General features: G+C 70.6%; 19 protein-coding genes. 5 read left to right on the forward strand and 14 right to left on the reverse strand.

The features are described 5' to 3' along the window. Positions 1-20 precede the first annotated feature (20 nt). From RGD00_RS05810 to RGD00_RS05845, 8 genes are all read right to left on the reverse strand, one after another. Positions 21-1,109 carry a BMP family ABC transporter substrate-binding protein gene (locus RGD00_RS05810; protein ID WP_310456350.1) on the reverse strand — a complete coding sequence of 363 codons (1,089 nt, stop codon included), beginning with the start codon at positions 1,107-1,109 and terminating at the stop codon, positions 21-23. Positions 1,110-1,188: 79 nt separating this feature from the next. Next, positions 1,189-2,121, reverse strand: coding sequence for an ABC transporter permease (locus RGD00_RS05815; protein ID WP_310456351.1), 933 nt, complete (start codon positions 2,119-2,121; stop codon positions 1,189-1,191). A gap of 1 nt (position 2,122) precedes the next feature. Then, a complete protein-coding gene (locus RGD00_RS05820) occupies positions 2,123-3,205 on the reverse strand; it encodes an ABC transporter permease (protein WP_310456352.1) in 1,083 nt (360 codons plus the stop codon). A gap of 180 nt (positions 3,206-3,385) precedes the next feature. Then, entirely contained in the window at positions 3,386-4,912 is a 1,527-nt protein-coding gene (locus RGD00_RS05825) for an ABC transporter ATP-binding protein (protein ID WP_310456353.1), read from the reverse strand. Beyond that, a complete protein-coding gene (gene xdhC, locus RGD00_RS05830) occupies positions 4,909-5,883 on the reverse strand; it encodes a xanthine dehydrogenase accessory protein XdhC (RefSeq protein WP_425603373.1) in 975 nt (324 codons plus the stop codon). The genes RGD00_RS05825 and xdhC overlap by 4 nt, the downstream gene beginning before the upstream one ends. Then, positions 5,867-8,290: a xanthine dehydrogenase molybdopterin binding subunit gene (gene xdhB, locus RGD00_RS05835; protein WP_310456355.1), complete on the reverse strand. Its 2,424-nt coding sequence runs from the start codon at positions 8,288-8,290 to the stop codon at positions 5,867-5,869. The genes xdhC and xdhB overlap by 17 nt, the downstream gene beginning before the upstream one ends. Then, entirely contained in the window at positions 8,287-9,705 is a 1,419-nt protein-coding gene (gene xdhA, locus RGD00_RS05840; RefSeq protein WP_310456356.1) for a xanthine dehydrogenase small subunit, read from the reverse strand. Before xdhA ends, xdhB begins: the two co-directional genes overlap by 4 nt. A gap of 152 nt (positions 9,706-9,857) precedes the next feature. After that, positions 9,858-10,316, reverse strand: a complete 459-nt coding sequence (locus RGD00_RS05845; protein WP_310456357.1) for an SRPBCC family protein — start codon at positions 10,314-10,316, stop codon at positions 9,858-9,860. A gap of 85 nt (positions 10,317-10,401) precedes the next feature. Between RGD00_RS05845 and dnaE the strand changes: the two genes are divergently transcribed. Both dnaE and RGD00_RS05855 read left to right on the forward strand, forming a co-directional pair. Further along, positions 10,402-13,893 (forward strand): DNA polymerase III subunit alpha, encoded by a 3,492-nt coding sequence (dnaE, locus tag RGD00_RS05850; protein ID WP_310456358.1) that lies wholly within the window; start codon positions 10,402-10,404, stop codon positions 13,891-13,893. A 183-nt stretch (positions 13,894-14,076) separates the two neighbouring features. Beyond that, entirely contained in the window at positions 14,077-14,424 is a 348-nt protein-coding gene (locus RGD00_RS05855) for a carboxymuconolactone decarboxylase family protein (RefSeq protein WP_310456359.1), read from the forward strand. Between the two features lie 174 nt (positions 14,425-14,598). Here the strand turns inward: RGD00_RS05855 and RGD00_RS05860 are convergent, their stop codons facing one another. The 3 genes from RGD00_RS05860 to RGD00_RS05870 form a co-directional block, all read right to left on the reverse strand. Continuing rightward, positions 14,599-14,805, reverse strand: a complete 207-nt coding sequence (locus tag RGD00_RS05860) for a cold-shock protein (RefSeq protein ID WP_310456360.1) — start codon at positions 14,803-14,805, stop codon at positions 14,599-14,601. Positions 14,806-14,959: 154 nt separating this feature from the next. After that, positions 14,960-16,042, reverse strand: a complete 1,083-nt coding sequence (locus RGD00_RS05865; protein ID WP_310456361.1) for an AbrB family transcriptional regulator — start codon at positions 16,040-16,042, stop codon at positions 14,960-14,962. A gap of 60 nt (positions 16,043-16,102) precedes the next feature. Beyond that, positions 16,103-16,315 carry a SlyX family protein gene (locus tag RGD00_RS05870; RefSeq protein WP_310456362.1) on the reverse strand — a complete coding sequence of 71 codons (213 nt, stop codon included), beginning with the start codon at positions 16,313-16,315 and terminating at the stop codon, positions 16,103-16,105. An 88-nt stretch (positions 16,316-16,403) separates the two neighbouring features. Here RGD00_RS05870 and hisS point away from each other — a divergent pair, with 88 nt between their 5' ends. From hisS to hisG, 3 genes are read left to right on the forward strand one after another with little or no spacing between them, the layout of a single operon-like run. Continuing rightward, positions 16,404-17,939, forward strand: a complete 1,536-nt coding sequence (gene hisS / locus RGD00_RS05875; protein ID WP_310456363.1) for a histidine--tRNA ligase — start codon at positions 16,404-16,406, stop codon at positions 17,937-17,939. Further along, the gene (locus RGD00_RS05880) at positions 17,939-19,042 is read left to right on the forward strand and encodes an ATP phosphoribosyltransferase regulatory subunit (protein ID WP_310456364.1); all 1,104 of its coding nucleotides are present in this window, start codon (positions 17,939-17,941) and stop codon (positions 19,040-19,042) included. Before hisS ends, RGD00_RS05880 begins: the two co-directional genes overlap by 1 nt. Then, entirely contained in the window at positions 19,039-19,761 is a 723-nt protein-coding gene (gene hisG / locus RGD00_RS05885) for an ATP phosphoribosyltransferase (RefSeq protein ID WP_310456365.1), read from the forward strand. Before RGD00_RS05880 ends, hisG begins: the two co-directional genes overlap by 4 nt. A 366-nt stretch (positions 19,762-20,127) precedes the next feature. On the opposite strand, the gene RGD00_RS05890 is transcribed toward hisG, so the two are convergent. The 3 genes from RGD00_RS05890 to RGD00_RS05900 form a co-directional block, all read right to left on the reverse strand. Then, entirely contained in the window at positions 20,128-20,577 is a 450-nt protein-coding gene (locus tag RGD00_RS05890; RefSeq protein WP_310456366.1) for a DUF1489 family protein, read from the reverse strand. Positions 20,578-21,270: 693 nt separating this feature from the next. After that, positions 21,271-22,416, reverse strand: a complete 1,146-nt coding sequence (locus RGD00_RS05895; protein WP_310456367.1) for a hypothetical protein — start codon at positions 22,414-22,416, stop codon at positions 21,271-21,273. 202 nt (positions 22,417-22,618) lie between these two features. Further along, positions 22,619-23,593 carry a Hint domain-containing protein gene (locus RGD00_RS05900; protein WP_310456368.1) on the reverse strand — a complete coding sequence of 325 codons (975 nt, stop codon included), beginning with the start codon at positions 23,591-23,593 and terminating at the stop codon, positions 22,619-22,621. Positions 23,594-23,831 lie beyond the last annotated feature (238 nt).

Genomic DNA, 23,831 nt, shown 5'->3' on the forward strand with positions numbered 1-23,831 from the left:
GTTCCACCATCCGGCGGAAATCAGTTGCTTTTCGGGATCTCGCCCTTGATGCCCTCGACGTAGAAATCCATCCCCGTCAGCACGGAATCCTCGGGCGTCTCGCCCTCGGCCAGCCAGTCGGACCCGTCCTGTTTCTTCAGCGGGCCGGTGAAGGGGTGGTATTCGCCCGAAGCGATCTTCGCCGCCAGCGCCTCGGCCTCGGCCTTGACTTCGGCCGGCACGGCGTCGGTGATCTCGCCGATCTGCACCTCGCCTTCGCCGATGCCGCCCCAGGTGTGGGTGCTCTCCCACGTGCCGTCCAGCGCCGCCTGCACGCGCTTGATGTAGTAGGGCGCCCAGTTGTCGATGATCGACGACACCCGCGGCGAGGGCTTGTATTCCGCCATGTCCGACGCCTGCCCGAACCCGATCACGCCCGGGGTCTTGGCGGCCTCGGCCAGCGGCGCGGTGGAATCGGTGTGTTGCAGGATCACGTCCACGCCCTGTTCGATCAGCGCCTTGGCCGCGTCCGCCTCTTTCGCCGGGTCGAACCAGGTGTAGGCCCAGACCACCGACATCTCGACATCCGGGTTCACCTTCTTGGCGTGGATGTAGGAAGAGTTGATGCCCTGGATCACCTCGGGGATCGGGTAGGACCCGATATAGCCGATCTTGTTCGATTTCGTCATCCGCCCGGCGATCGTGCCCATCACCGCCCGGCCCTCGTAAAAGCGCGCGTCATAGGTGGCGAGGTTCGGGGCCTGCTTGTAGCCGGTGGCATGTTCGAACTTCACGTCCGGGAACTTGGCGGCCACGTTCACCGTCGGATCCATGAAACCGAAAGAGGTGGTGAAGATCAGCTTGGCGCCCTGCAGCACCATCTGGGTCATCGCCCGTTCCGAATCCGCGCCCTCGGGCACCGATTCCTGATAGATGGTTTCCACCCGGTCGCCGAAATGTTCCTCGACCGCCAGCCGGCCCTGGTCGTGCTGGTAGGTCCAGCCGCCATCGCCGATGGGGCCGACGTAAATGAAGCCGATCTTGAGCTTGTCCTGCGCCAGCGCGCCGCCGGCAAGGCCGAGCGTGAGGCCGAGCGCGGTGCCCATGGCCAGAAGGGTTCTGCGGTTCATCCGGGTTTACTCCCTGTTGGGCGGGCCGGGGGCCCGCGGGTGATGGTGGATGCGGCCGGGGCCGCGGGAAGGGGCGCCGTCAATGCGCGGCATGGAAACTGCGCCCCAGGGCCGCCGGCGCGCCCAGTGCGGCGCGGCCCCGGCCAGAGGAAATGACGACCAGCACCAGGATCGTTACCAGATAGGGCGACATCGACAAGTACTCGACCGGAAAGCGGACGCCGGCGGCCTGAAGGTTCAGCTGCAACACCGCGATGCCGCCGAAAAGATAGGCCCCGAGCAGCACCCGCCCCGCCCGCCACGACGCGAAAACGACCAGCGCCAGCGCGATCCAGCCCGCGCCCGCCGTCATCCCTTCGGTCCATTGCGGCACCCGGATGAGGCTGAGATAGGCGCCCCCGAGCCCCGCCATCGCGCCGCCGAAGGCGATCGCCGCCAGCCGGATCCGCACCACCTTGTAGCCGAGCGCATGGGCCGCGTCGTGGTTCTCGCCCACCGCGCGCAGCACCAGCCCCGTGCGCGTGAACCGCAGCACCGCCCAGACCGCGATGACCAGCAGGAGAGAGACATAGACCATCGGGTCGTGCCGGAACAGGATCGTGCCGATCACCGGCATGTCCGACAGCGCGCCCAGATCCACCCGCCCGGTCGCGGGCGGCTTGATCCCCACATAGCCCTGCCCGATCAGCGCCGAAAACCCCAGCCCGAACAGCGTCAGCGCCAGCCCCGTCGCCACCTGGTTCGACAGCAGCACCTGCGTCAGCACCGCGAAGATCAGCGACAGCGCCGCCCCCCCCGCCGCGCCGCCGAGAAACCCCAGAAGGGGGCTGCCGCTTTCCACCGCCACGGCAAAGCCGCAGATCGCGCCCACGATCATCATCCCCTCGACCCCGAGGTTCAGCACGCCCGCGCGTTCCACCACCAGCTCGCCCAAAGCCGCCAGCAGGATCGGCGTCGAGGCGACCATCAGCGAGGCCACCAGAACCGCCGGATTGATGCCGCCCAGATCCATCTCAGCCCCTTTCCCGGCGCGCCGGCCGCAGCCGGTATGTCGACAGAAGATCCAGCGCCAGCAGGAAGAACAGCAGCATCCCCTGAAACGCCTGGATCGCCGCCCGCGGCAGGCCGAGTGTGGTCTGCGCGTTCTCGCCCCCGATATAGGTCAGCGCCATCAGCAGGCCCGCCAGCAGGATCCCCACCGGGTGCAGGCGTCCCAGAAAGGCCACGATGATCGCCGTGAACCCGTAGCCGGAGGCAAAGCTGATGCTGATCTGCCCCGCGGGGCCCGTCACCTCGAACAGCCCCGCCAGCCCGGCCAGCGCGCCCGATACCCCCATGCACAGCAGCACGAGGCCCACCGGGCTGACCCCCGCGAACCGCGCCGCCCGGGGCGCCTGACCCGCCAGACGGATGTTGTAGCCGAGGATATGGCGCTGCAACAGCACATGCGCCGCCACCACCGCGACCACCGCCGCGACCACGCCCCAATGCACCCCGGTGCCCGCGATCAGTTCGGGGTTCGCGGCGGCGGGATATTGCGACAGGTTGCGCGACCCCGGAAAGCCCCCGCCCTGCGGGTTGCGCAACCGGCCGAGCGCCATCGCCGCCAGCAGCGCATTGGCGACATAGACCAGCAGCAGCGACACGAGGATCTCGTTGGTGCGCAAATGCGTGCGCAGCAGCGCCGGGATCATCGCCCAGATCCACCCGCCGAAGGCCCCCGCCGCCACCATCAGCGGAAAGATGTACCAGCCTTCGGCCGGATAGAACGCCAGCCCCACCGCCGCGCCGCAGATCGCGCCGATGATGTATTGCCCTTCGGCGCCGATGTTCCAGATCCCGGCGCGGAACCCGAGGCTGAGCCCGATGGCGATCAGCACCAGCGGCCCCGCCTTCACCAGCAGCTGGCCGCGGAAATACCACGCGAACTCGCCGAACAGCGGGTCCCAGAATATGGTGCGGATCGCCGCCACCGGATCCTTGCCGAGTGCTGCGAACATCAGCCCGCCCGCGATCATGGTGACGACCACCGCCAGAACCGGCGTCGCCGCGGTCCAGAACCGCGATGGCGCGGGCCGCCGCTCAAGCCGGATCATGCACCGCCCCCGCCCCCGTCGCCGCCTGTGCCGGACATGCCACCCTCATTCACCCTCTGTCATCCGAACAGAACCGCCGCGCCGGCTCAAGGACCCACCCGTGTTCATTTTCTGTCCATAAATATCCCGCGGGGGTCCGGGGGCGCGAAGCCCCCGGCGCTGCCCTCGCCACCGGCCCGATCACCCGACATGATGCGCCACCTCCATCCCGTGCGCCCCGCCCATCATCATCCCGATCCCGTCCACCGTCAGCCCCTCGGCCGGGCGCGGCGGGGTCAGGCGGCCGGCGTTCAATGCCGCGAAAGTGTCGGCGATCTCAAGCAGTTCGTCCAGATCCTGACTGATGGCGATCACCGCCGCCCCCGCCGCCGCGCGGTCGATCAGCGCCTGGCGGATGGCGGCCGCCGCCGCCGCATCCACCCCCCATGTCGGCTGGTTCACCACGATCACCGCCGGATCCTGCGACAGTTCCCGCCCGATGACGAACTTTTGCAGGTTCCCCCCCGACAGCGCCCGCGCCGGAACCCCGGGCCCCGGGGTGCGCACGTCATAGTCGCGGATCACCTGTTCGCAGAACCCCCGCGTCCGGCCCCAGTCGATGAAACCCGCCCCCGTGACCAGCCCCTTGCGCGCCGCGCCCGACAGAAGCGCGTTTTCCGTCAGCGTCATGTCGGGGGCCGCGGCATGGCCCAGGCGTTCCTCGGGCGCCGCGACCAGCCCCGCGCGGCGGCGCGCCTGCGGCCCCTCGGGCCCCATGTCCACGCCGCCGATCCAGACCGTGCCGGGCGGCGCGCGCAATTCGCCCGACAGCGCGGCCAGCAATTCGTCCTGCCCGTTGCCCGCCACCCCGGCGATGCCCAAAATCTCGCCCCGCCGCACCGACAGGTTCACCTCGTGCAGCGCGGTGCCGAAGGCATGGGGCGAGGCGACCGACAGCCCCCGCACCTCCAGCGCCACGGGGCCGAAGGCCGGGCGTGCGCGGGCGGGGGGCGTCAGCAGCGTGCCCACCATCAGTTCCGCCAGTTCCCGCGCCGTGCGTTCGCGCGGGATGCAGCTTGCCACCACCTTGCCGCGCCGCAGGATCGTGGCGGCATCGCAAAGGCTGCGGATCTCTTCCAGCTTGTGGCTGATATAGAGGATCGCGGTGCCCTCGGCGGCCAGTTTCCGCAGCGTCTGGAACAGGATCTCCACCTCCTGCGGGGTCAGCACGCTGGTGGGTTCGTCCATGATCAGCAGTTTGGGGTCCTGCAACAGGCAGCGCACGATCTCCACCCGCTGGCGTTCGCCCGCCGACAGATCGCCCACCAGCCGCCCCGGGTCGAGCGGCAGGCCGTAATCCACGCTCACCGCCCGGATGCGCGCCGCCAACTGGCGCAGGGGGGGCGGGTTTTCCATCCCCAGGGCCACGTTTTCCGCCACGGTCAGTGCGTCGAACAGGCTGAAATGCTGAAACACCATCGCCACGCCCGCGGCGCGGGCGGCGCCCGGGGCGGCCGGCGCATAGGGCGCGCCGCGCAGCCGCATCTGCCCCGCGTCGGGGCGCACGAGGCCGTAGATCATCTTGACCAGCGTCGATTTGCCGGCGCCGTTTTCCCCCAGCAGGGCATGCACCTCGCCGGGGCGGATGGCGAAGGACACGTCGCTGTTGGCCACCACGCCGGGATAGGCCTTGGTCAGCCCCTCGATCTGCAACAGACTGTCCGTCACGCCCCCGCCTCCTGCCGCCCTGCCTCCTGCCGCCCCGTTTCCGCCGCCCCGTCGCGCAGCATCGCCGCCGCCACCCCGATCGCGATCGCCTGCGGATGCTTGCCCAGGGCGGGCTCGCCGATCGGGCAGGCGATGCGCGCGATCTGTCCCGGCGCATGGCCAAGCGCCGCCAGCCGCCCCCGGAACCGCGCCCATTTCGTCCCCGACCCGATCAGCCCGCAGCGGGCGAATCCATGTGCCAGCAGTCTGTGGCAGAGTTCGAGGTCGAGCGCATGCGAAAATGTGACGATCAGATGTTCGGCCCCCTGCGGGGCCCCGGCCACCAGATCGGCCGGGTCGGGCGCCGCGCGGCAGGCGACGCCGGGCGGCAGTGGGGCGGGAAAGCGTTCGGGCGCGATGTCGACCCAGGTCAGGGCAAGGCCGGGCAGGGGGGCCAGCACGCCCGCCAGCGCGCGCCCCACATGCCCCGCGCCCCAGATCCAGACCGCGCGCTGCGGCGCGGCCAGCGGCTCCACCAGCCAGCCGCCGGCGATCTGCGCCGCGGGCCGCAGCCCCTGCCCCCGGGCGCGGGCCAGCAGGCGGGCGGCGGCGAGCGGCATCTCTCCGGCATCCCCCAAGGGGCGCGCGATCATCCCGGCCTCGGGCCGCAGCGCCGCCAGCCGCGCCGCATCCCACCGTTCCGCCACCCAGACCACCGCCCCGCCGCAGCATTGCGCCAGCGCGGGGCCAAGCGGCATCCGTTCCACCCGCGTGTCGGGCCCGCCCGCCAGCATCGCGCGCGCCGCCTGCACCGCCTGCCATTCCAGCGCGCCGCCGCCGATGGTGCCCTGCTGGCCGCCCGTCCAGACCAGCATGGCCGCCCCCGCCTCGCGCGGGGCGGACCCGGCGGTGCCCGCGACCACCACGCGCACCACCGCGCCATGGGCCGCCACCGCATCCGTCAGGGCCGCAAGGTCAAGCATCCGCCGCACCCCCCGCCTGCACGCGGCGCACCGCCATCAGCACCCGTTCCGCCGTCGCCGGCGCATCGAGCGCCGGATAGACCGACCCGTCCCCGCAGGCCGCCACCGCATCCGACAGCGCCATGAGGGCAGAGATCCCGAGCATGAACGGCGGCTCGCCCACCGCCTTGGACCGATAGATCGTCTCGGCCCGGTTCGGTCCATCCCAGAGCGTCACGTTGAACACCCCCGGCCGGTCCGCCATCACCGGGATCTTGTAGGTCGAGGGCGCGTGCGTGCGCAGCCGGCCCTTGCCGTCCCAGACCAGTTCCTCGGTCGTCAGCCAGCCTGCGCCCTGCACATAGCCGCCCTCGATCTGGCCGATGTCGATGGCGGGGTTCAGGCTGGCGCCGCAGTCGTGCAGGATGTCGGCGCGCAGGATGCGGTTCTCGCCGGTCAGGGTGTCGATCACCACCTCGCTCACCGCCGCGCCATAGGCGAAATAGAAAAAGGGCCGCCCCTCGCCCCGCGCGCGGTCCCACCGCAGGCCGGGGGTGCGGTAGAACCCGGTGGCCGACAGGCTGACGCGCCCCTGCCAGCACAGCGTCGCGGCCTCGGCAAAGGCCAGATCCTCGGCCCCGACGCGCACGCGGCCATCGGCAAAGACCACCGTCTCGGGCGCCACCTGATGCAGCGCGGCCAGATGCGCCGCCATCCGGCTGCGGATTTCCGCACAGGCCGCCTGCGCCGCCATGCCGTTGAGGTCCGACCCCGAGGACGCCGCGGTGGCCGAGGTATTGGGCACCTTGCCGGTATCGGTCGCGGTGATGCGCACCAGCCCCGCATCCACGCCGAATTCCGCCGCCGCCACCTGCGCCACCTTGCGGAACAGGCCCTGGCCCATTTCCGTCCCGCCATGGTTCAGCGCGATGGACCCGTCCTGATAGACATGCACCAGCGCGCCCGCCTGGTTCAGATGCGACAGCGTGAAGGAAATCCCGAACTTCACCGGCGTCAGCGCGATCCCGCGCTTGAGGATCGGGCTGCGCGCATTCCATGCCGCGATCGCCGCCCGCCGCCCGGCATAATCGGCGCGTTCCGCCAGCCGCGCCACGAGGTCGTGCAGGATGAAATCCTCCACCACCTGCCCGTAAGGCGTAACCCGCCCAGGGCCAGCCCCAATAAAACCTTCCGGCTTCATCTTGCCGGAAATACTCCGGGGGGCGTCGGCTGGTGCGCCACTGGTTCGAGAACCAGCCGGCGCGGGCTGGCCCCCGGCCCCGCCCTCTCCGCCCGCCGCGGCGTAGAAATTCACCCCCCGCACCGCCAGCGGATCGCGCCCCAAGGCATGGGCGATATGGTCCATCACCCGCTCGATCCCCGCCACGCCCTGCGGCCCGCCGAAGCCGCGAAAGGCGGTGGCCGATTGCATGTTGGTGCGCAGCCGGTGGCTTTCGATCCGCACATGGGGCAGGAAATAGGCGTTGTCGGCATGCAGCATCGCCCGGTCGGCGACGGCGGGCGACAGATCGAGGCTCCAGCCGCAGCGGATGTAATGGCGGAATTCGATCCCCAGCACCCGCCCCTCGGCATCCACGCCCGCGCGATAGTCGATGCGGAAATCGTGGCGCTTGCCGGTGATCGTCATGTCGTCGTCGCGGTCGTAGCGCATCTTGCAGGGCCGCCCGGTCAGCCGCGCCGCCACCGCGCAGGCGACGGCCAGCGGGTTGCCCTGGCTTTCCTTGCCGCCGAAGCCCCCGCCCATCCGCCGCACCTCGACCCGCACCGCATGCATCGGCAGGCCGAGCGCCTCGGCCACCTTGTGCTGGATCTCGGTCGGATGCTGGGTCGAGGAATGGACCAGCATCCCGCCGTCGTCCTGCGGCAGGGCGGCGGCGGCCTGGCCTTCGAGGTAGAAATGTTCCTGCCCGCCAAGCTCCAGCCGCCCTTCGACCATCCGGGGCGCCGCGGCGATGGCGGCGGCCGCGTCGCCGCGCGACCAGACGACCGGGCCGCCCTCGAAATGGCTGCCGGCGGCCAGCGCATCCTCCACCGTCAGGATCGCGGGGCGTTCGTCATAGGCGACGACGCCGCGCTGCGCCGCCCGCCGCGCGGCCAGATGGCTGTCGGCCAGCACCAGAAACACCGGCTGGCCGAGGTAATGCACCACGCCATCGGCCAGCAGCGGTTCGTCATGCGCTGAAGGCGCGGTGTCGCAGCGCCCCGGCAGGTCGGGTGCCGCCAGTACCGCCACCACGCCGGGCGCCGCGCGCACCGCCGACAGGTCCATCGCGACGATCGCGCCATGGGCGACGGTGGCGAGACCGAAACACAGGTGCAGCGCATCGCGGGGCAGGGGGATGTCGTCGGTATAGCGCGCCTGCCCGGTGACATGCAGGGCGGCGGAATCGTGCGGGATCGGGGCGCCGGTAGTCATGCCCGCACCTCCAGCACGTTCGTTCCGGCGCCGATGTCGTGCAGGAAACAGCGCATCAAGAGGCCCCGCGCGGCCTCCATCCGGTAGTCGGCAGAGGCGCGCATGTCCGACAGCGGGGCGAAATCGGCCCCGAAGGCGTCGAGCGCCGCGACGATGGTTTCCACCTCCCACGGCTGGCCCGCCAGCGCGGCCTCCACCGCGCGGGCCCGTTTCGGGATCCCGGCCATGCCGCCGAAGGCGATGCGGGCGGCGGTCACGCGGCCATGCTCGACCGTGATGTTGAACGCGCCGCAAAGCGCCGAAATGTCCTGATCGAACCGTTTGGAGATCTTGTAGCAGCGCAGCCGGTCGGGCTGGCGGGGGATCAGCACGGATTCCACGAATTCGCCCGGCGCGCGGTCCTGCCTGCCGTAGTCGAGAAAGAAATCCTCGAGCGCGATTTCCCGCCGCCGGTCGCCCCGACGCAGGCAGAGCGTGGCGCCGAGCGCGATCAGCGCGGGCGGGCCGTCGCCGATGGGCGAGCCGTTGGCGATATTGCCCCCGATGGTGGCGGCGTTGCGCACCTGGGCGGACCCGTAGCGGCGCAGCAGTTCCGCGAAGCCCGCGAAATGGGGGGCGATGGCGTGGCGCAGGTCGGCGATGGTGGTGGCGGCGCCGACGCGGATGCAGTCCTCGGCGACATGCACGCCGGTCAGATCGGGGATCCCGGCGACGAAGGCGACGGGGCCGAGGTCGCGCAGGCCCTTTGTGACCCATAGCCCGACATCGGTCGCCCCCGCGATCAGGCGGCCCTCGGGGTTTCGCAGGCACCAGCCGGCCAGTTCGTCGGCATTGCGCGGAATGGCGAAGCCGGTGGGGCCCACGGCCCCCCCGGACCCTCCCCCGGACCCCCGGGGGCCCGAGAACGTTTCCGGCAGGGTATCGGGGTCGTCGTGGATCCAGCCCGGCACCGGGGCATCGGCGGCCGCCCGGGCGGCGCGGGCGATGGGGGCATAGCCGGTGCAGCGGCAGAGGTTGCCGGCCAGCGCGGTGTCGTGATCCGTCTCGCCGTTCAGGTGGTTCACCGCCATGCCGACCACGAAGCCGGGGGTGCAGAAGCCGCACTGGCTGCCGTGATGGTCCACCATGGCCTGCTGCACGGGGTGCAGCGTACCGTCCGGCCCCGCGATCCCCTCGACCGTGCGCACCGCCTTGCCGTGAAGCTGCGGCAGGAACAGGATGCAGGCGTTCAGCGCCCGCGCCCCGCGCGCATCCGTCACCATCACCGTGCAGGCCCCGCAATCGCCCTCGTTGCAGCCCTCCTTGGTCCCCGTGAGCCCGCGATCCTCGCGCAGCCAGTCGAGCAGCGTGCGCGTGGCGGGCACGCCGGTCAGCCGCACCGGCGATCCGTTGAGCAGGAATGCCACCTCGTCCATCATTGGCCCCGCCGCGTTACCCCCCGGGCGCTGCCGCGCCCCCTGCACCGGCCCGATGCGGCGTAAGGCCGATGCTTGACCATATGGTCAGGAAACGCGACCCCCGCCCCTTTGGCAAGCATCGTTTTGCGCCCGGGGACGAAACGCCGGGATCAGAGGCTGCGGGCCAGCCGGTCCAGCTGTTCGGTGGCCGCGCCCCATCCCTGATGGAACCCCATTTCGGCGTGGCGGTCGGCCTCTTGCGGGCGGGCGTGCAGGGCGCGGGCGGTGTAGAGGGTGCCGGCGCCCTCGGCTTCGAAGGTGATGTCGGCGGTGAAGAACGGCTCGCGCGCCGGGCGGAAGCCGGGCAGCAGGCAATCGGTGAACACCAGCCGCCGGGCGGGTTCGGCCAGCAGGATGCAGCCGGCGCTGTCCATTTCCTGCCCGTCCGGCAGGCGCATCACGGTGCGGAAGCGGCCGCCGGGGCGGGGCTCTATCTCTGCCAGCAGGGTCTCGACCGGGGCGGGGGCGAACCAGCGCACGATCAGCGCCGGTTCCGTCCAGCATCGCCAGAGCCGCGCGGGATCGGCGGCAAGGCTGCGGGTCAGGATCAGGTCGGTGTCGCGGGTCATCGGGGCCTCCCTTGGCGCGGGCGATGATGATGCGCCCCCCGGGCGGGTCTGGCAAGCGGCGCGCGGGGGCGCTAGGGTCCGGGCCATGAGCCAGCCCCGATTCATCCACCTGCGCACCCATACCGAATATTCCCTGCTGGAAGGGGCCATGCCGCTGAAGGCGCTGGTCAAGACCTGCGCGGCGCAGAAGATGCCCGCGGTGGCGGTGACGGATACCGATAACCTCTTCGCCGCGCTGGAATTTTCGGTGACGGCGCAGGGGGCGGGGGTGCAGCCCATCGTCGGCTGCCAGATCTCGCTGCGCTTCGATCCGGCGGCGCCGGGCGAACGGCCCCGCGCCCCCGCACCCGTGGTCCTGCTGGCGCAGGACGAGGCGGGGTACATGAACCTGATGAAGCTGAACTCCTGCCTCTATCTGCGGGAAAGCGCCGAACTGCCGCAGGTGACGGTGGAGGATCTGGCCGCGCATGCCGATGGCCTCATCTGCCTGACGGGCGGGGCCGATGGCCCGGTGGGCCGCTTGCTTCAGGCCGGGCAGGGGGCCAAGGCACAGGCGCTGATGGAACGGCTGGCGGCGATCTATCCCATGCGGCTTTATGTCGAGCTGCAACGCCACCCCGGCCCCGACGGTCAGCCGCAGGAACCCGAGCGGCTGACCGAACGCGGTTTCGTGGAAATGGCCTATGCGATGGACCTGCCGCTGGTCGCCACCAACGACGTGTATTTCCCGAAACCCGACATGTACGAGGCCCACGATGCCCTCATCTGCATCGCCGAGGGCGCCTATGTCGACCAGTCCGCCCCGCGCCGCCGCCTGACCCCGCACCACCATTTCAAATCGGCCGAGGAAATGGCGGCACTTTTCGCCGACCTGCCCGAGGCGGTGGAGAACACGGTGGAAATCGCCCGCCGCTGCGCCTTCGCCACCTACAAGCGCAAACCCATCCTGCCCCGTTTCGCCGAGGACGAGGTGGAGGAACTGCGCCGCCAGGCGTGGGAGGGGCTGCGCGCCCGGCTCGCCGTCATCCCCCATGCCGCGCCGGTCGCGGAATACGAGGCGCGGCTGGAATTCGAGCTTGGCATCATCGAGCGGATGGGCTTTCCGGGCTATTTCCTGATCGTGGCCGATTTCATCAAATGGGCCAAGGCGCATGACATCCCGGTGGGGCCGGGGCGGGGGTCGGGCGCGGGATCGCTGGTGGCCTATGTGCTGACGATCACCGACCTCGACCCGCTGCGCTATGCGCTGCTGTTCGAACGCTTCCTGAACCCCGAACGGGTCAGCATGCCCGACTTCGACATCGACTTCTGCATGGACCGGCGCGAAGAGGTCATCCGCTATGTCCAGCAGAAATACGGGCGCGAGAAAGTGGGCCAGATCATCACCTTCGGCGCGCTGCTGTCCAAGGCGGCGGTGCGCGACGTGGGCCGGGTGTTGCAGATGCCCTACGGGCAGGTGGACCGGCTGTCGAAGATGATCCCGCTCGACGGGGTGAAGCCGGTCAGCATCGAAAAGGCGCTGGCGGACGAACCCCGCCTGCGCGAGGCCGCGCGCGCCGAAGAGGTGGTGGACCGCCTGCTGACCTATGCCCGGCAGGTCGAGGGGCTGCTGCGCAACGCCTCGACCCATGCCGCGGGGGTGGTGATCGGCGACCGGCCGCTGGACGAACTGGTGCCGCTATACCGCGATCCGCGGTCCGACATGCCGGCGACGCAGTTCAACATGAAATGGGTCGAAGCCGCGGGGCTGGTCAAGTTCGACTTCCTCGGGCTCAAGACGCTGACGGTGATCCAGAACGCCATTTCGCTGATCCGCGGCGGCGGGCGCGAGTTGCATGTGGCGGCCGACGGGCGGCGGCTTTACGAGCCGAAGCCGGGGGCGGAAAACGACATCGGGCATATCCCGCTGGACGATGCCGCGACCTATGAGCTTTACGCCGCCGCCCGCACGGTCGCGGTGTTCCAGGTGGAAAGCTCGGGCATGATGGATGCGCTGCGGCGCATGAAGCCCACCTGCATCGAGGACATCGTGGCGCTGGTGGCCTTGTATCGCCCCGGCCCGATGGAGAACATCCCCACCTATTGCGAGGTGAAGAACGGCCTGAAACCTATTGAATCCATTCACCCTTCCATCGACCATATCCTTGCGGAAACGCAAGGCATCATCGTCTATCAGGAACAGGTGATGCAGATCGCGCAGGTGATGGCGGGCTATTCGCTCGGCGGCGCCGACCTGTTGCGCCGGGCGATGGGCAAGAAGATCCCCGAGGAAATGGCCAAGGAACGGCCCAAGTTCGTCACCGGGTCCGTTGCCAACGGGGTGGATGAAAAGAAGGCCGGCGAAGTCTTTGACCTGCTGGAAAAATTCGCCAACTACGGCTTCAACAAGTCGCATGCCGCCGCCTATGCGGTCGTCAGCTACCAGACGGCATGGCTGAAGGCCAACCACCCGGTGGAATTCATGGCCGCGGTGATGAACTGCGACATCCACCTGACCGACAAGCTGAACGTCTACAAGCGCGAGGTCGACCGGATGGAGATCGCGGTGGTCCCGCCTTGCGTCAACCGGTCCGAGGCGATGTTCAGCGTGTCCGAAGGCCGCGTGGTCTATGCGCTCGGCGCGCTGAAGAACGTGGGCGTCGAGGCGATGCGGATGATCACCGCCGCCCGGGGCGGCCAGCCCTTCCGCGACCTCTACGATTTCGCCCGCCGGGTGGACCTCAAGCGCGTGGGCAAGCGGCCCTTGGAAATGCTCGTCCGCGCCGGGGCGCTCGACATGCTGGAACCCAACCGCGCGCGGCTGTTCGAGGGGCTGGACGCGCTCGTCGCCTATTCCGCGGCGGTGCAGGAGGCCGCGGCTTCGGCGCAGGAATCGCTCTTCGGCACCGGCGGGGCCGACATTCCCGAACCCCGCCTGCCGCGGCGCGACGACTGGCTGCCGGTGGAACGGCTGGCGGCGGAACATCAGGCGGTGGGGTTCTACCTCTCGGGCCATCCGCTCGACGACTACATGGGCCCCCTGCGGCGCAAGGGCGTGCTGACGCTGGCGGAAATCACCCGGCGGGCGGAAAACGGCCCGCTGGTGGCCAAGATCGCGGGCGCCGTATCCGCCCGGCAGGAACGCAAGTCCGCGCGCGGCAACCGCTTTGCCTTCGTCGCCTGTTCCGACCCGACGGGGCTTTACGAGGTCACGGTGTTCTCCGAAACGCTGGAGGCGACGCGCGCCTTCCTCGAACCCGGCGAAAGCGTGGTCCTGACGGTCGAGGCGACGCTCGAAGGCGATGCGGTCAAGCTTCTGGCCCGCGCCGCGCAGCCCGTGGATGCGGTGGCGGCAGAGGCCGGGGGCGCCGGCCTGCGCGTGCATCTGGGCGCGGCAGAGGCGGCAGAGGCGGTCGCGGCGCTCTTGTCCCGCGCCACCGGCGCCGCCCGCGCCCGCGGCCCGGTCACGATCTGCGTCACCTGCCCCGAAACGGGGCGCGAGATCGACATCACCCTGCCGCAGGACTATGCCGTCACCCCGCAGGTCAAGGGCGCGCTCAAGGCCACGCAGGGCGTGCTGGCGGTCGAGGAACTCTGACCCGCCATTTGGGGGGGCGTCCCCCTTTTCACTTTCTGTCCTTAAATATCCCGCGGGGGTCCGGGGGCGCGAAGCCCCCGGCGCCGCCCCCTCCATCCGCACGACCGCCGGGTTTGATCCGCATCAAGGCCGCCCGCCCCCCGCCATGCCAATCCGGTCCCAGCCATATCAAGGAGATGCACGATGGACTGGCAGGCCAAGATCGCCGACACCCGCAACGCGCTGCGCGCGCTGAACAAGACCATCCCCGAAACCGCCAAGGGCTTCGGCGCGCTGTCGAAGGCGGTCAAGGAAAACGGCGTGCTCGACGTCCGGCAGAAGGAGTTCGTGGCGCTCGGCATCGCGGTGGCGGTGCGCTGCGACGACTGCATCGGCCTGCATGTCGAGGCGCTGATGAAGGCCGGCGGCACGCGCGAGGAACTGGCCGATGTGCTGGCGATGTCGGTGCAGATGGGCGGCGGGCCCGCGCTGATGTATGCCGCGCGGGCGTTGCAGGCCTGGGACCAGATGGCGGCGGCGGCGCAGGGCTGAGGTCGGCGCGCCCCGCGCCGGCGGGTTCTCGAACCGGTGGCGCTACCCGCCGGCGCCCCTGCGGAGTATTACCGGCAGGATGAAGCCGCTGTCCGGCGGACAAAAGCAAAGGGCGGGCCGCGATGGGCCCGCCCTTCGGATCTCTGCCTGACCGTCCGCCGTGGCGGAAGAGGCTCAGGCCAGCGCGAGGTTGGTCGCGGATTCGCGGCCGTCGCGGCTGGTTTCGATGTCGAACGTCACCGCCTGGCCGTCATTCAGCCCGCGGATGCCGGCGCGCTCCAGCGCGGTGATGTGGACGAACACGTCCTTGCGGCCACCCTCGGGGGCGATGAAGCCGTAGCCCTTGGTGGCGTTGAACCATTTCACGGTGCCCTTGGCCATCGTGATGTCTCCTCTAGATATGCCGCCCGCGGAAGTGCGGCGGCCCGGCGCAGTCACGTCAAGATCGAGGGACTGTGGCCGCGAGGGAGACAGGTGGTCGATAGAGATAACGTCGCCTATCCCATATGGCGCGAATGGGCGCGAAAAGCAAGATCTATCGCAAGAGCCGCCCCGCCAGAAACCGCGCCATGGCGATCGCGATCATCACCCGCACGACATGGTGGACGGACACGAACACCGCGCTGATCTGCAAGGACAGCGCCACCAGCGACATTTCCGAAATCCCGCCCGGCGCATAGGCCAGGAACAGCGCCGCCACCGGCTGGTCCACCAGCCCGTGCAGCGCCAGCGCCGCGCCATAGCCCATCGTCAGCATCGCCGCCGCCGCCGCCAGCGACAGCCGCAGCGCCAGCCACAGCGTGCGGCCCCGGATCCCCGCGAACCGCGCGCCGAGGCTGGTGCCCACCACCCATTGCGTGACGAGGATCGTCCAGCCGGGCGGGGCGGCCGCGGTCAGCCCGGCCATATGGGCGGCGGCCGAGGCGAGGATGGGCCCGACGATGATATGGGCGGGCAGCCGCGCCGCCTTGCCGCCGATCACGCCCACGACCCCGGCGGCGATCATCACCAGCCAGTCCACCGGCCCCGCCGTCACATCCGCCCCCGGCATCGCCGTGCCCGCGGCGCTGCCCACCGCATGGCCGGTGCCGATGGTGAAGATCACCGGCACCAGCACGATGCACAGGATCAGCCGCAGGAACTGCAACAGCGTCAGCATCTGGATGTCGGCGCCCGCCTCTTCGCCCAGATGCAGGCTTTCCATCAGCCCGCCGGGCATCGCGGCATAAAAGGCGGTGGGCCGCGCCAGCCCGCCCCACCGCGCGAAGATCAGATAGCCCATGACATGCGCCAGCGGCACGAAGACCAGCAGCGCGCCGATGCTGAACGCCCATCGCGGCGCCTGCGCCACCAGCGCGGGGGTGAAACTGGCCCCGATGGCGACGCCGATCACCGGCACCAGCGCAAAGCGCCAGTGCTGCGGCACTGCCAGCGGCCGCCCCCCCACCCGCGCGCCGAGCGCCGAGGCCACCCCCACCGCCATCAGCGCCCCGAGCAGCATCCCGAGCGGCAGGTGCAGCGCCATCGCCGCCCCGCCCCCCGCCGCGCCGAGCGCGAGCGTCGCCAGCACCACGGGCAGGGATACCCCCGCCAACTGCCGGTTGAACCAGTGCCGCATGCCCGCACCTCCGTTGCCGGTTGGATCATTCCCCTTGCGGGATGGCAAGACCGGGGCCGCCTACCAGTGCGGCGGTTTCTGGTCGGCCAGCGGGATCGTGCCGCCCCCCGCAAGTTCCCGTTCCGCCTCGCGTTCCATCAGCAGGCCGAGGCGGCGGGTCAGGGCGGCGATTTCCTGCCCCTGCCGGGCGGTCATGTCGGACAGGTCCTCGACCGTGCGGGTCAGATGGGCGAGCGCGATTTCCATCGCCTCGATGCGTTCGGCATCGGTCATGTCGGCCTCCTGCGGGCAGCGCGGCTTGCCCCGCCGCCGCCAAACCGCTAGACGACGCGCGACAGCCGCACAAGACCAGGGTCACAGCATGGCACAGGAAAAGGCCCCCGAAGGCAAGGCCCCGGAAGGCAAGGCGGGCGCCAAGCCGCGCCGCCCCCGGGCGGAAACGCCCAAGGGCTTCCGCGACTATTTCGGCGCCGAGGTGACGGAACGGCAGGACATGCTGTCGGCCATCGCGGGGGTCTACCGGCTGCACGGGTTCGAACCGCTGGAGACCAGCGCGGTGGAAACCGTCGAGGCATTGGGCAAGTTCCTGCCCGATGTGGACCGGCCGAACGAAGGTGTGTTCGCCTGGCAGGAAGAGGACAAGGACTGGCTCGCCCTGCGCTACGACCTGACCGCACCCTTGGCCCGCGTCGCGGCGCAGTACCGCAACGACCTGCCCTCGCCCTATCGCCGCTATGCCATGGGCCCGGTCTGGCGCAACGAAAAGCCGGGGCCGGGGCGGTTCCGGCAGTTCTACCAATGCGATGCCGATACGGTCGGCGCGCCCTCGGTCGCGGCGGATGCGGAAATCTGCGCCATGCTGGCGGGTGCGCTGGAATGCGTCGGCATCCCGCGCGGGGACTATGTGGTCAAGGTCAACAACCGCAAGGTGCTGAACGGGGTGATGGAGGTCGCGGGCGTGCTGGACCCGGCCGACCCCGACCGTTTCGCGGCCGAACGCGGCATCGTCCTGCGCGCCATCGACAAGATCGACCGTCTTGGCCCCGAAGGGGTGCGCGCGCTGCTCGGCGCCGGGCGCAGGGATGACTCGGGCGATTTCACCAAGGGCGCGGGGCTTTCGGCGGAACAGGCCGAGGTGGTGATGGGCTTCACCACCGCCCGGCGCGACACGGGGGCCGCCACGGTGGCGCGGCTGCGCGAACTGGTCGGCACCTCTGCCCTTGGGGCCGAAGGTGTGGCGGAACTGGAAACCATCGCCGCACTGCTGGATGCGCAGGGCTATGGCCCCGACCGCATCCTGCTCGACCCCGGTGTGGTCCGGGGCCTGGGCTATTACACCGGCCCGGTGTTCGAGGCGGAACTGACCTTCGAGATCCTCGACGACAAGGGGCAGAAGCGGCAGTTCGGGTCCGTGGCGGGCGGCGGGCGCTATGACGATCTGGTCAAACGCTTTACCGGGCAGGCGGTGCCGGCGACCGGGGTGTCGATCGGGGTGGACAGGTTGCTGGCCGCGCTGCGTGCCAAGGGACGTATCGGGGCCGTGGCCGAAGGCCCCGTGGTGGTCACGGTGATGGACCGCGACCGCATGGCCGATTACTTCGCCATGGCCGCCGACCTGCGCGCCGCCGGCATCCGGGCAGAGGTCTATCTGGGCAACCCAAAAAACTTCGGCAACCAGTTGAAATACGCCGACAAACGCGCCGCCCCCGTGGCCGTCATCCAAGGGTCGGACGAGGCCGCGCGCGGGGTGGTGGTGCTGAAGGACCTGATCCTCGGCGCCCGGATCGCGCAAAGCGCCACGCTGGAGGAATGGAAGGACCGCCCGGCGCAGGTCGAGGTGCCGCGCGCCGATCTGGCCAGCGCCGTGCGCGCCATGCTGGCAGGCGGGGGGCTTTGATGCCCGTGTCCCCCGCTGCCCGGGCCGAGGCCGAACGGCTTTACGCCGCGCTGCGCGCCGCCGGTGCGCTGCCGGTGGAAACCGACATCCTGCAACCCGCCGAGGTGCTGCTGGACCTTTACGGCGAGGACATCCGCGCCCGCGCCTATGTCACCGCCGATCCGCTGCGGGGCGAGATGATGCTGCGCCCCGATTTCACCGTGCCGGTCGTGCAGATGCACATGGCCCACGGCGCCGAACCCGCGCGCTATTGCTATATGGGCGAGGTGTTCCGGCGGCAGGAACACCGCGGCCCGCGCGCCAGCGAATACCTTCAGGTCGGCTACGAGATGTTCGACCGCACCGACCCGGCGGCGGCGGATGCCGAGGTTTTCGCGCTGTTCGCCGACCTGCTGGCGCCGCTGGCGCTGCGCGCGGCGACGGGCGACATCGGCATCCTGATGGCCGCCGTCCGCGCGCTGGACACCACCGACCGGCGCAAGGCGGCGCTGCTGCGCCATGTCTGGCGGCCCCGGCGGTTCCGCGCGCTCTTGGACCGTTACGCCGGCCGCGTGGCCCCGGCGCCCGCCCGCGCGCGGCTGCTGGAAACGCTGGCCGGGGCGGCGCCCGAGGCGCTGCTGGCAGATGCCGGGCCGGTGATCGGCCTGCGCGCGGCGGACGAGATCGTGGCGCGCGCGCAGGCCCTGCTGGACGATGCCGCCCATCCCCCCATCGACGCGGGGCAGGCGGAATTGCTGGATGACCTGCTGGCGCTTGCCGACAACGCCCCGGCGGCGCTGGAACGGCTGGAGGATCTGGCGGTGGACATGCCCGCCATCGTCCCGGCGGTGGAACGCATGGCCGCGCGTCTGGATGCGCTGGCCGCGCGCGGCGTGGCGGTGGAAACGCTGGCCTTCGAGGCGAGCCTCGGGCGCACCACGCTGGAATATTACGACGGCTTCGTCTTTTCCTTCCACGCCGATGCGCCGGGCCTGCCGCCGGTCGCCTCCGGCGGGCGGTATGACGCGCTGACGGCGGTGCTGGGGCAGGGGCGGTCGATCCCGGCGGTGGGCGGCATCATCCGCCCCGGCCTCGTCGCCGCCCTGCGGGAGGGCCGGGCATGAGCCTCAAGATCGGCGTGCCGTCCAAGGGGCGGCTGATGGAAAAGACCTTCGACTGGTTCGGCGCGCGCGGCGTGGGCATGCGGCTGGCGGGGGCGAGCCGCGAATATTCCGGCGCGGTCGAGGGCGTGGCGGGGGCCGAACTGGTGCTGCTGTCGGCCGGAGAGATCCCGCGCGAACTGGCGGCCGGGCGGATCCATCTGGGGGTCACGGGGTCCGATCTGGTGCGCGAAAAGCTGCCCGACTGGGAAGAGCAGGTGGTGGAACTTGCCCCCCTCGGCTTCGGTTTCGCCGATCTGATCATCGCCGTGCCCTGCGCCTGGATCGACGTGGATACGCTGGACGATCTGGATGCCGCGGCGGCGGCCTTCCGGCGCCAGCACGGCTTCCGGCTGCGGATCGCGACCAAGTACCACCGGTTGACGCGCGATTTCCTGCGCGGGGCGGGGGTGGCGGACTATCAGCTGGTCGACAGCCAGGGCGCGACCGAGGGCACGGTGCGCAACCTGACCGCCGAGGCGATTTCCGACATCACCTCGACCGGCGAGACACTGCGGGCCAACCACCTCAAGATCCTGACCGACGGGCTGATCCACCGGTCCGAGGCGATGCTGTTTGCGGCGCGCAGCGCCGACTGGAACCCCGCGGCGCGCACGGCGCTGGCGGGCCTCTGCGCCCGGCTGGACCTCGGCATGCCGGGCGGTCTGGGGGCGGGGGGCTGAGCGGCGGGGCCGGGGCAGGTCCCGGCCTGCGAGGCACGGATCGCCATGCAGTCCTGCCGCTCTGGCTGGCGAAGGCGCGTGCCTTCGCCACAGCGATACAGATGCCGCTGCCCCGGCCAGCGCCCGCCCCGCCCATGGCGGGCGCTTCTCGCCCGCCGGGGCAGGCGCTGGCCTACCCATTATTCCCGGCCTCACCGTCTTTCACGAAACTGTCGCGCGAACGGGCGGGGGAAACGCGGTGCGTTTCCTGATCCCGCCCGGCCCGGTCGGCGGTCTGTCCCGAAGGCGCCGGGAAAAATGGGGCCGGTGATCCTGGATCCACAGGGCGGGGCTCGCCCCGCTATCCCGCCCGCCAAGCCGGGGGCCCTACCGCAGCCCGATTTCCGCCAGCGCATGCGCCAGATCCGGCGGCAGCGTGTCGTCCTCGGCCCGGGCGGCGGGCAGGTCGCGGGGGGCGTCGTCGGGGGCGAGGTAGCGCCAGCCCTGGAACGGGCGGCGCGGGGCGGGTTCGGTGCGCACGATCCCGGCGTCGAGGATCAGGGCGCAGCGCGGGGTGCCGTCGGCGCCCTGCGTTTCCTCCATCCGCAGGATGCGCTGCCGCGCCAGAACCACGCCCTTGATCACCCAGTAGAGCGAACCGCCGTCCAGCACCTCTGCCTCGCGCCGGGGCCACATCCGCGTCACATGGCGCGCGCAGCCCTCGGGCCAGCGGGCGCGCTGGCTGGTCTGCCAGTCCTGCAGATCCTCGACACTGTCCGCGCCGACGCAGAGCTTGATGAGATGGACCGTCACCGCGTTCCCCTTTCGCAACCCCATACCTAGCGCAAGGGGCGATGGGTGCAAGCCCCGGGGCAGGTCGGGGGCGGAGGGCGAGCGGCGCGCCGGATGGGGCTTGCGGGGAGAGGACGCCGGGGGACGCGAGGGCTGCCCGCGCAAGGGGCGTGGACGGAAACCAGAATGCGCGGTGCCGGTGCCGCGCGGGCGGGCTGTCGATTCCTTCGCGGGGGCATGGGTGGAAACAGCAAAGCCGCAGGATGCCGCCCCCGGATTCGGTCGTCGCCCCTTTCGCCGGGGGCGGCGAGGAAACCTCGGTCCCGGTGAAAAGAGCCGTGCGATCGGCCCCATCGCGGAGACGTGGATGGAAACATGTGCTGTCCGCAATGTCCCGTGTCGCCGCCCCGGCGAAGGGGTGGGGCGGAAATCGGTGGCGGGCAGTGCCGCCAACGGCATGCGCCTATGCGCAGGGAGAGAGGCCACCCGGACCCGACGCCGAAATTGCACATATATGGGCGGGAGCGGAAGCCCCGGGCCGGAACCGGCGGCCCATCCCCTGTCGTGCCGGTCCGCGGCGCATGGGTATCGGGCGGATCCGGGAGACAGCGGAAGGGCAGGGCAGCCCGGGGGCCGGCATCGGGGCGGCAAGGCGCGGGACCGGATCCCGCACCGTAGCGGCGCCGGGGGGCGAGCGCGGTTCAGCCAGCGCGGCGCATCGACAACGCCACCAGGCGATCAGCCCTTCGGCTTCTTCTTCTTCCAGCGGTCCAATGTGCGCGAGATCATCGGGCCGTTCGGCCTCGCGCGCAGCGCAAGCTCCATCAACCCGATCCCCTCGGCCCGCGTCAGCACGGCGCCGCTTTCGTATTTCAGCGCCACGGTGCGCAGCAGATCGGCATCGGCATCCACCAGGACCGCCCCCTGCACGCCCGCCAGATGGTCGGCGATGGCGTCGATCTGCTGCTGGACGAAAACATAGCTGCCCGGATCGGCCGCCGATTCCGCCGGGGGCGGCGTCAGGCGCAGGGCCGCGCCGGACGGCAGGACGGTGTTGATGTAATCCACCGCCGGGGCGATCCGTTCAAGATACCGCGTCGCGACCGCGCGGGGCACCACGAAGGCCGGGCCCGGCGGCCTGCGGCAGCGGTTGATCAGCTTTTCGGCCAGCGCGCGCCAGCTCTTGCCGCGGCTGGCGGCGTTGATGCGGCGCATCAACCGCGCCTCGGCATCGGTGAGCGAACGGTTGACCACCGCCTTGGCGGTGTCGAAGGTGAAGCCGCCGGTATCCGTGCCCGCGGGCAGAAGCTGCGCCAGAAATGCCGGAATCAGCGTATCGCGGCAGTGCGAATAGTTCAGCACCGCGATATCCACCCCGCGGTCGCGACAGCCGCGGATGACCGTCGCGGCATGGGTGGTGTGCTTTTCGCGGTCGGCATAGGTCGCGATGTCCTCGGCCAGGCCGTCGAACTTGATCCCTTGAAGATAGGCCGATGTCATGATGTCGAGCGGATCGCGCACGAAGAGGATGATCCTGAACTCGATCTCGCTGTGCAGCGCCGCCATGCGGTCCAGCAGCCCCGGCACGTACCAGAACATCGACTCGTTGGAAAACAGCAGGGTCGCGCCCGCGGGGGCATTGTCCGCCTCTGCCAAGACGCGGGTTTCGAACCAGCCGGGGTTGAGGTCGACATTGCCCGAGGTGACGGCGCCCCGCCTGGCGGTTTCGAACGAGGGATGCGCGGGATACGTGATCCCCGCGCGTGCCAGCGCATCGGCATTGATGGCGAGAAAGGACTGGATCGCGGAACTGCCTGTCTTTCCGTGGCCGATATGCAGGATGACGCGCTTGCGGGCGCCGCTTCGGGAAAGGGTCTGGGTCAAGGGTATGCTCGTCTGAAATCGGGCTGCCGCGGGGGCAGGGGCCTTTGCGGGCGGGCTGTCCTGTGGGTCCCTAGCATCTGGTCGGGGGGCGTGCAAGTGGCGGCTACCCCGCCGCCCCGGCGGAAGGCCGCCCGTGCCGCAAGCGCCCCGGGACCGCGTTCCGGCCCCGCCGGATATTGTGCGCGTGTCGCAGCCACGGGCCTCATGCGGCCCGGAGAAGCCGCGCCTCGCGCATGCGCAGGGCGGGGAAGGCCATCCGCATCCGGCGGCATTCCGCCAGCAGGCCGGGGAAGAGCGCCAGCGCCTCCTGCGCGGCGGCGACGTCGGGGTGGCGGGCCGACATGTCGCCCAGATAGAGGCTTTCCGCCGGCAGCCCGTTGGCCCGCAGCACCACATGGCGGCGGCAGAGGATATGGTGATAGTCCACCGCCCGGCAGCCGGTGTCGAGCGTCACCCCCGCCATGCCCACCAGCCCGCGGGCGGGCACCAGCACCTCGGGCGCGCCGAACAGAAGCTCGGCCCGCGCGGCGGCGACCAGCACGCGGTGCTGCTGCGACAGCCACAGGTCGCGGTCGGGCAGGCCGGGGCCGAAGGCGCCGCGCGCGATCCGCACCGGCAGCCAGCGGGCGTAATCGGCCGAAAGGCCCATCGCCAGTTCCAGCCGCCGCCCGCCGGTCCACAGCACCTCTTCCGCCCGGCCGCGATGGTCGCGGACAAGATCGCCCGGCGCCAGCGTTTCCACCGGCCGCGGGCCGTCGGGCGTGTCGATCAGCGTGCCGCGCAGGAAACAGACCGGGGTGAACACCCGGTAGGGCGCGGGGGTCAGGTTGACCACCATCGCCACGCCCGACAGCGCCCCCGGTTCGCCCTGCGGAAAGTGGAAATAGGTCTGGCCCCCGGCCTGGAACACCACCAGCGGCACCGCCGGGCCGAAGGGAATGGTGACGCCGAGGACGTTGATCCCCGCCTGCGCCGTGCCGCTGCCGACATAGCTTATCGGATGGCCGTTGTAGGTGGCGCCCGCCCCGGGATTGCCGAGGATGCCGTCGTCGTCGGTCAGGGTTCCGGTCTGCGCCCCGCCGAACGAGACCAGCGCGATGGTGGTCGCGGGCGACAGAAGCTGCGCCGCGATCAGCCCGCCATCGTAGGGCCGGACGGTGATGCTGGCCGTTGCCATGTCTTGTCGTGCCTTCGTTTCCCCTGCGGCGCGAAATTTTGCCCCGCAACTCGCCTTTCGGTAGATCATTCGCATCGAATGCGGCCAAAAATTGGCAGGAAGGCGCAAGCTTTCGGCATCGCCGCCGGAGGCGCGGCAGGCGGCCCGGCAGGGGCTTGCCCTTGCCCGCGCCCGGCGGGGGGCCTATGGTAAACGCCCCGGGCCGCAGCGGCCGGGCCCCCATCCCACGAATGCAGGA

The sequence above is a fragment of the Ruixingdingia sedimenti genome (genome assembly GCF_031432425.1).
Taxonomy (GTDB): Bacteria; Pseudomonadota; Alphaproteobacteria; order Rhodobacterales; family Rhodobacteraceae; genus Ruixingdingia; species Ruixingdingia sedimenti.

Coding starts and splice junctions, on each gene's coding strand:
- RGD00_RS05810 (WP_310456350.1), bottom strand. CDS start 1,109: ATGAACCGCAGAACCCTTCTGGCCATGGGCACCGCGCTCGGCCTCACG.
- RGD00_RS05815 (WP_310456351.1), bottom strand. CDS start 2,121: ATGGATCTGGGCGGCATCAATCCGGCGGTTCTGGTGGCCTCGCTGATG.
- RGD00_RS05820 (WP_310456352.1), bottom strand. CDS start 3,205: ATGATCCGGCTTGAGCGGCGGCCCGCGCCATCGCGGTTCTGGACCGCG.
- xdhB (WP_310456355.1), bottom strand. CDS start 8,290: ATGACTACCGGCGCCCCGATCCCGCACGATTCCGCCGCCCTGCATGTC.
- xdhA (WP_310456356.1), bottom strand. CDS start 9,705: ATGGACGAGGTGGCATTCCTGCTCAACGGATCGCCGGTGCGGCTGACC.
- RGD00_RS05845 (WP_310456357.1), bottom strand. CDS start 10,316: ATGACCCGCGACACCGACCTGATCCTGACCCGCAGCCTTGCCGCCGAT.
- dnaE (WP_310456358.1), top strand. CDS start 10,402: ATGAGCCAGCCCCGATTCATCCACCTGCGCACCCATACCGAATATTCC.
- RGD00_RS05855 (WP_310456359.1), top strand. CDS start 14,077: ATGGACTGGCAGGCCAAGATCGCCGACACCCGCAACGCGCTGCGCGCG.
- RGD00_RS05860 (WP_310456360.1), bottom strand. CDS start 14,805: ATGGCCAAGGGCACCGTGAAATGGTTCAACGCCACCAAGGGCTACGGC.
- RGD00_RS05865 (WP_310456361.1), bottom strand. CDS start 16,042: ATGCGGCACTGGTTCAACCGGCAGTTGGCGGGGGTATCCCTGCCCGTG.
- RGD00_RS05870 (WP_310456362.1), bottom strand. CDS start 16,315: ATGACCGATGCCGAACGCATCGAGGCGATGGAAATCGCGCTCGCCCAT.
- hisS (WP_310456363.1), top strand. CDS start 16,404: ATGGCACAGGAAAAGGCCCCCGAAGGCAAGGCCCCGGAAGGCAAGGCG.
- RGD00_RS05880 (WP_310456364.1), top strand. CDS start 17,939: ATGCCCGTGTCCCCCGCTGCCCGGGCCGAGGCCGAACGGCTTTACGCC.
- hisG (WP_310456365.1), top strand. CDS start 19,039: ATGAGCCTCAAGATCGGCGTGCCGTCCAAGGGGCGGCTGATGGAAAAG.
- RGD00_RS05890 (WP_310456366.1), bottom strand. CDS start 20,577: ATGGGGTTGCGAAAGGGGAACGCGGTGACGGTCCATCTCATCAAGCTC.
- RGD00_RS05900 (WP_310456368.1), bottom strand. CDS start 23,593: ATGGCAACGGCCAGCATCACCGTCCGGCCCTACGATGGCGGGCTGATC.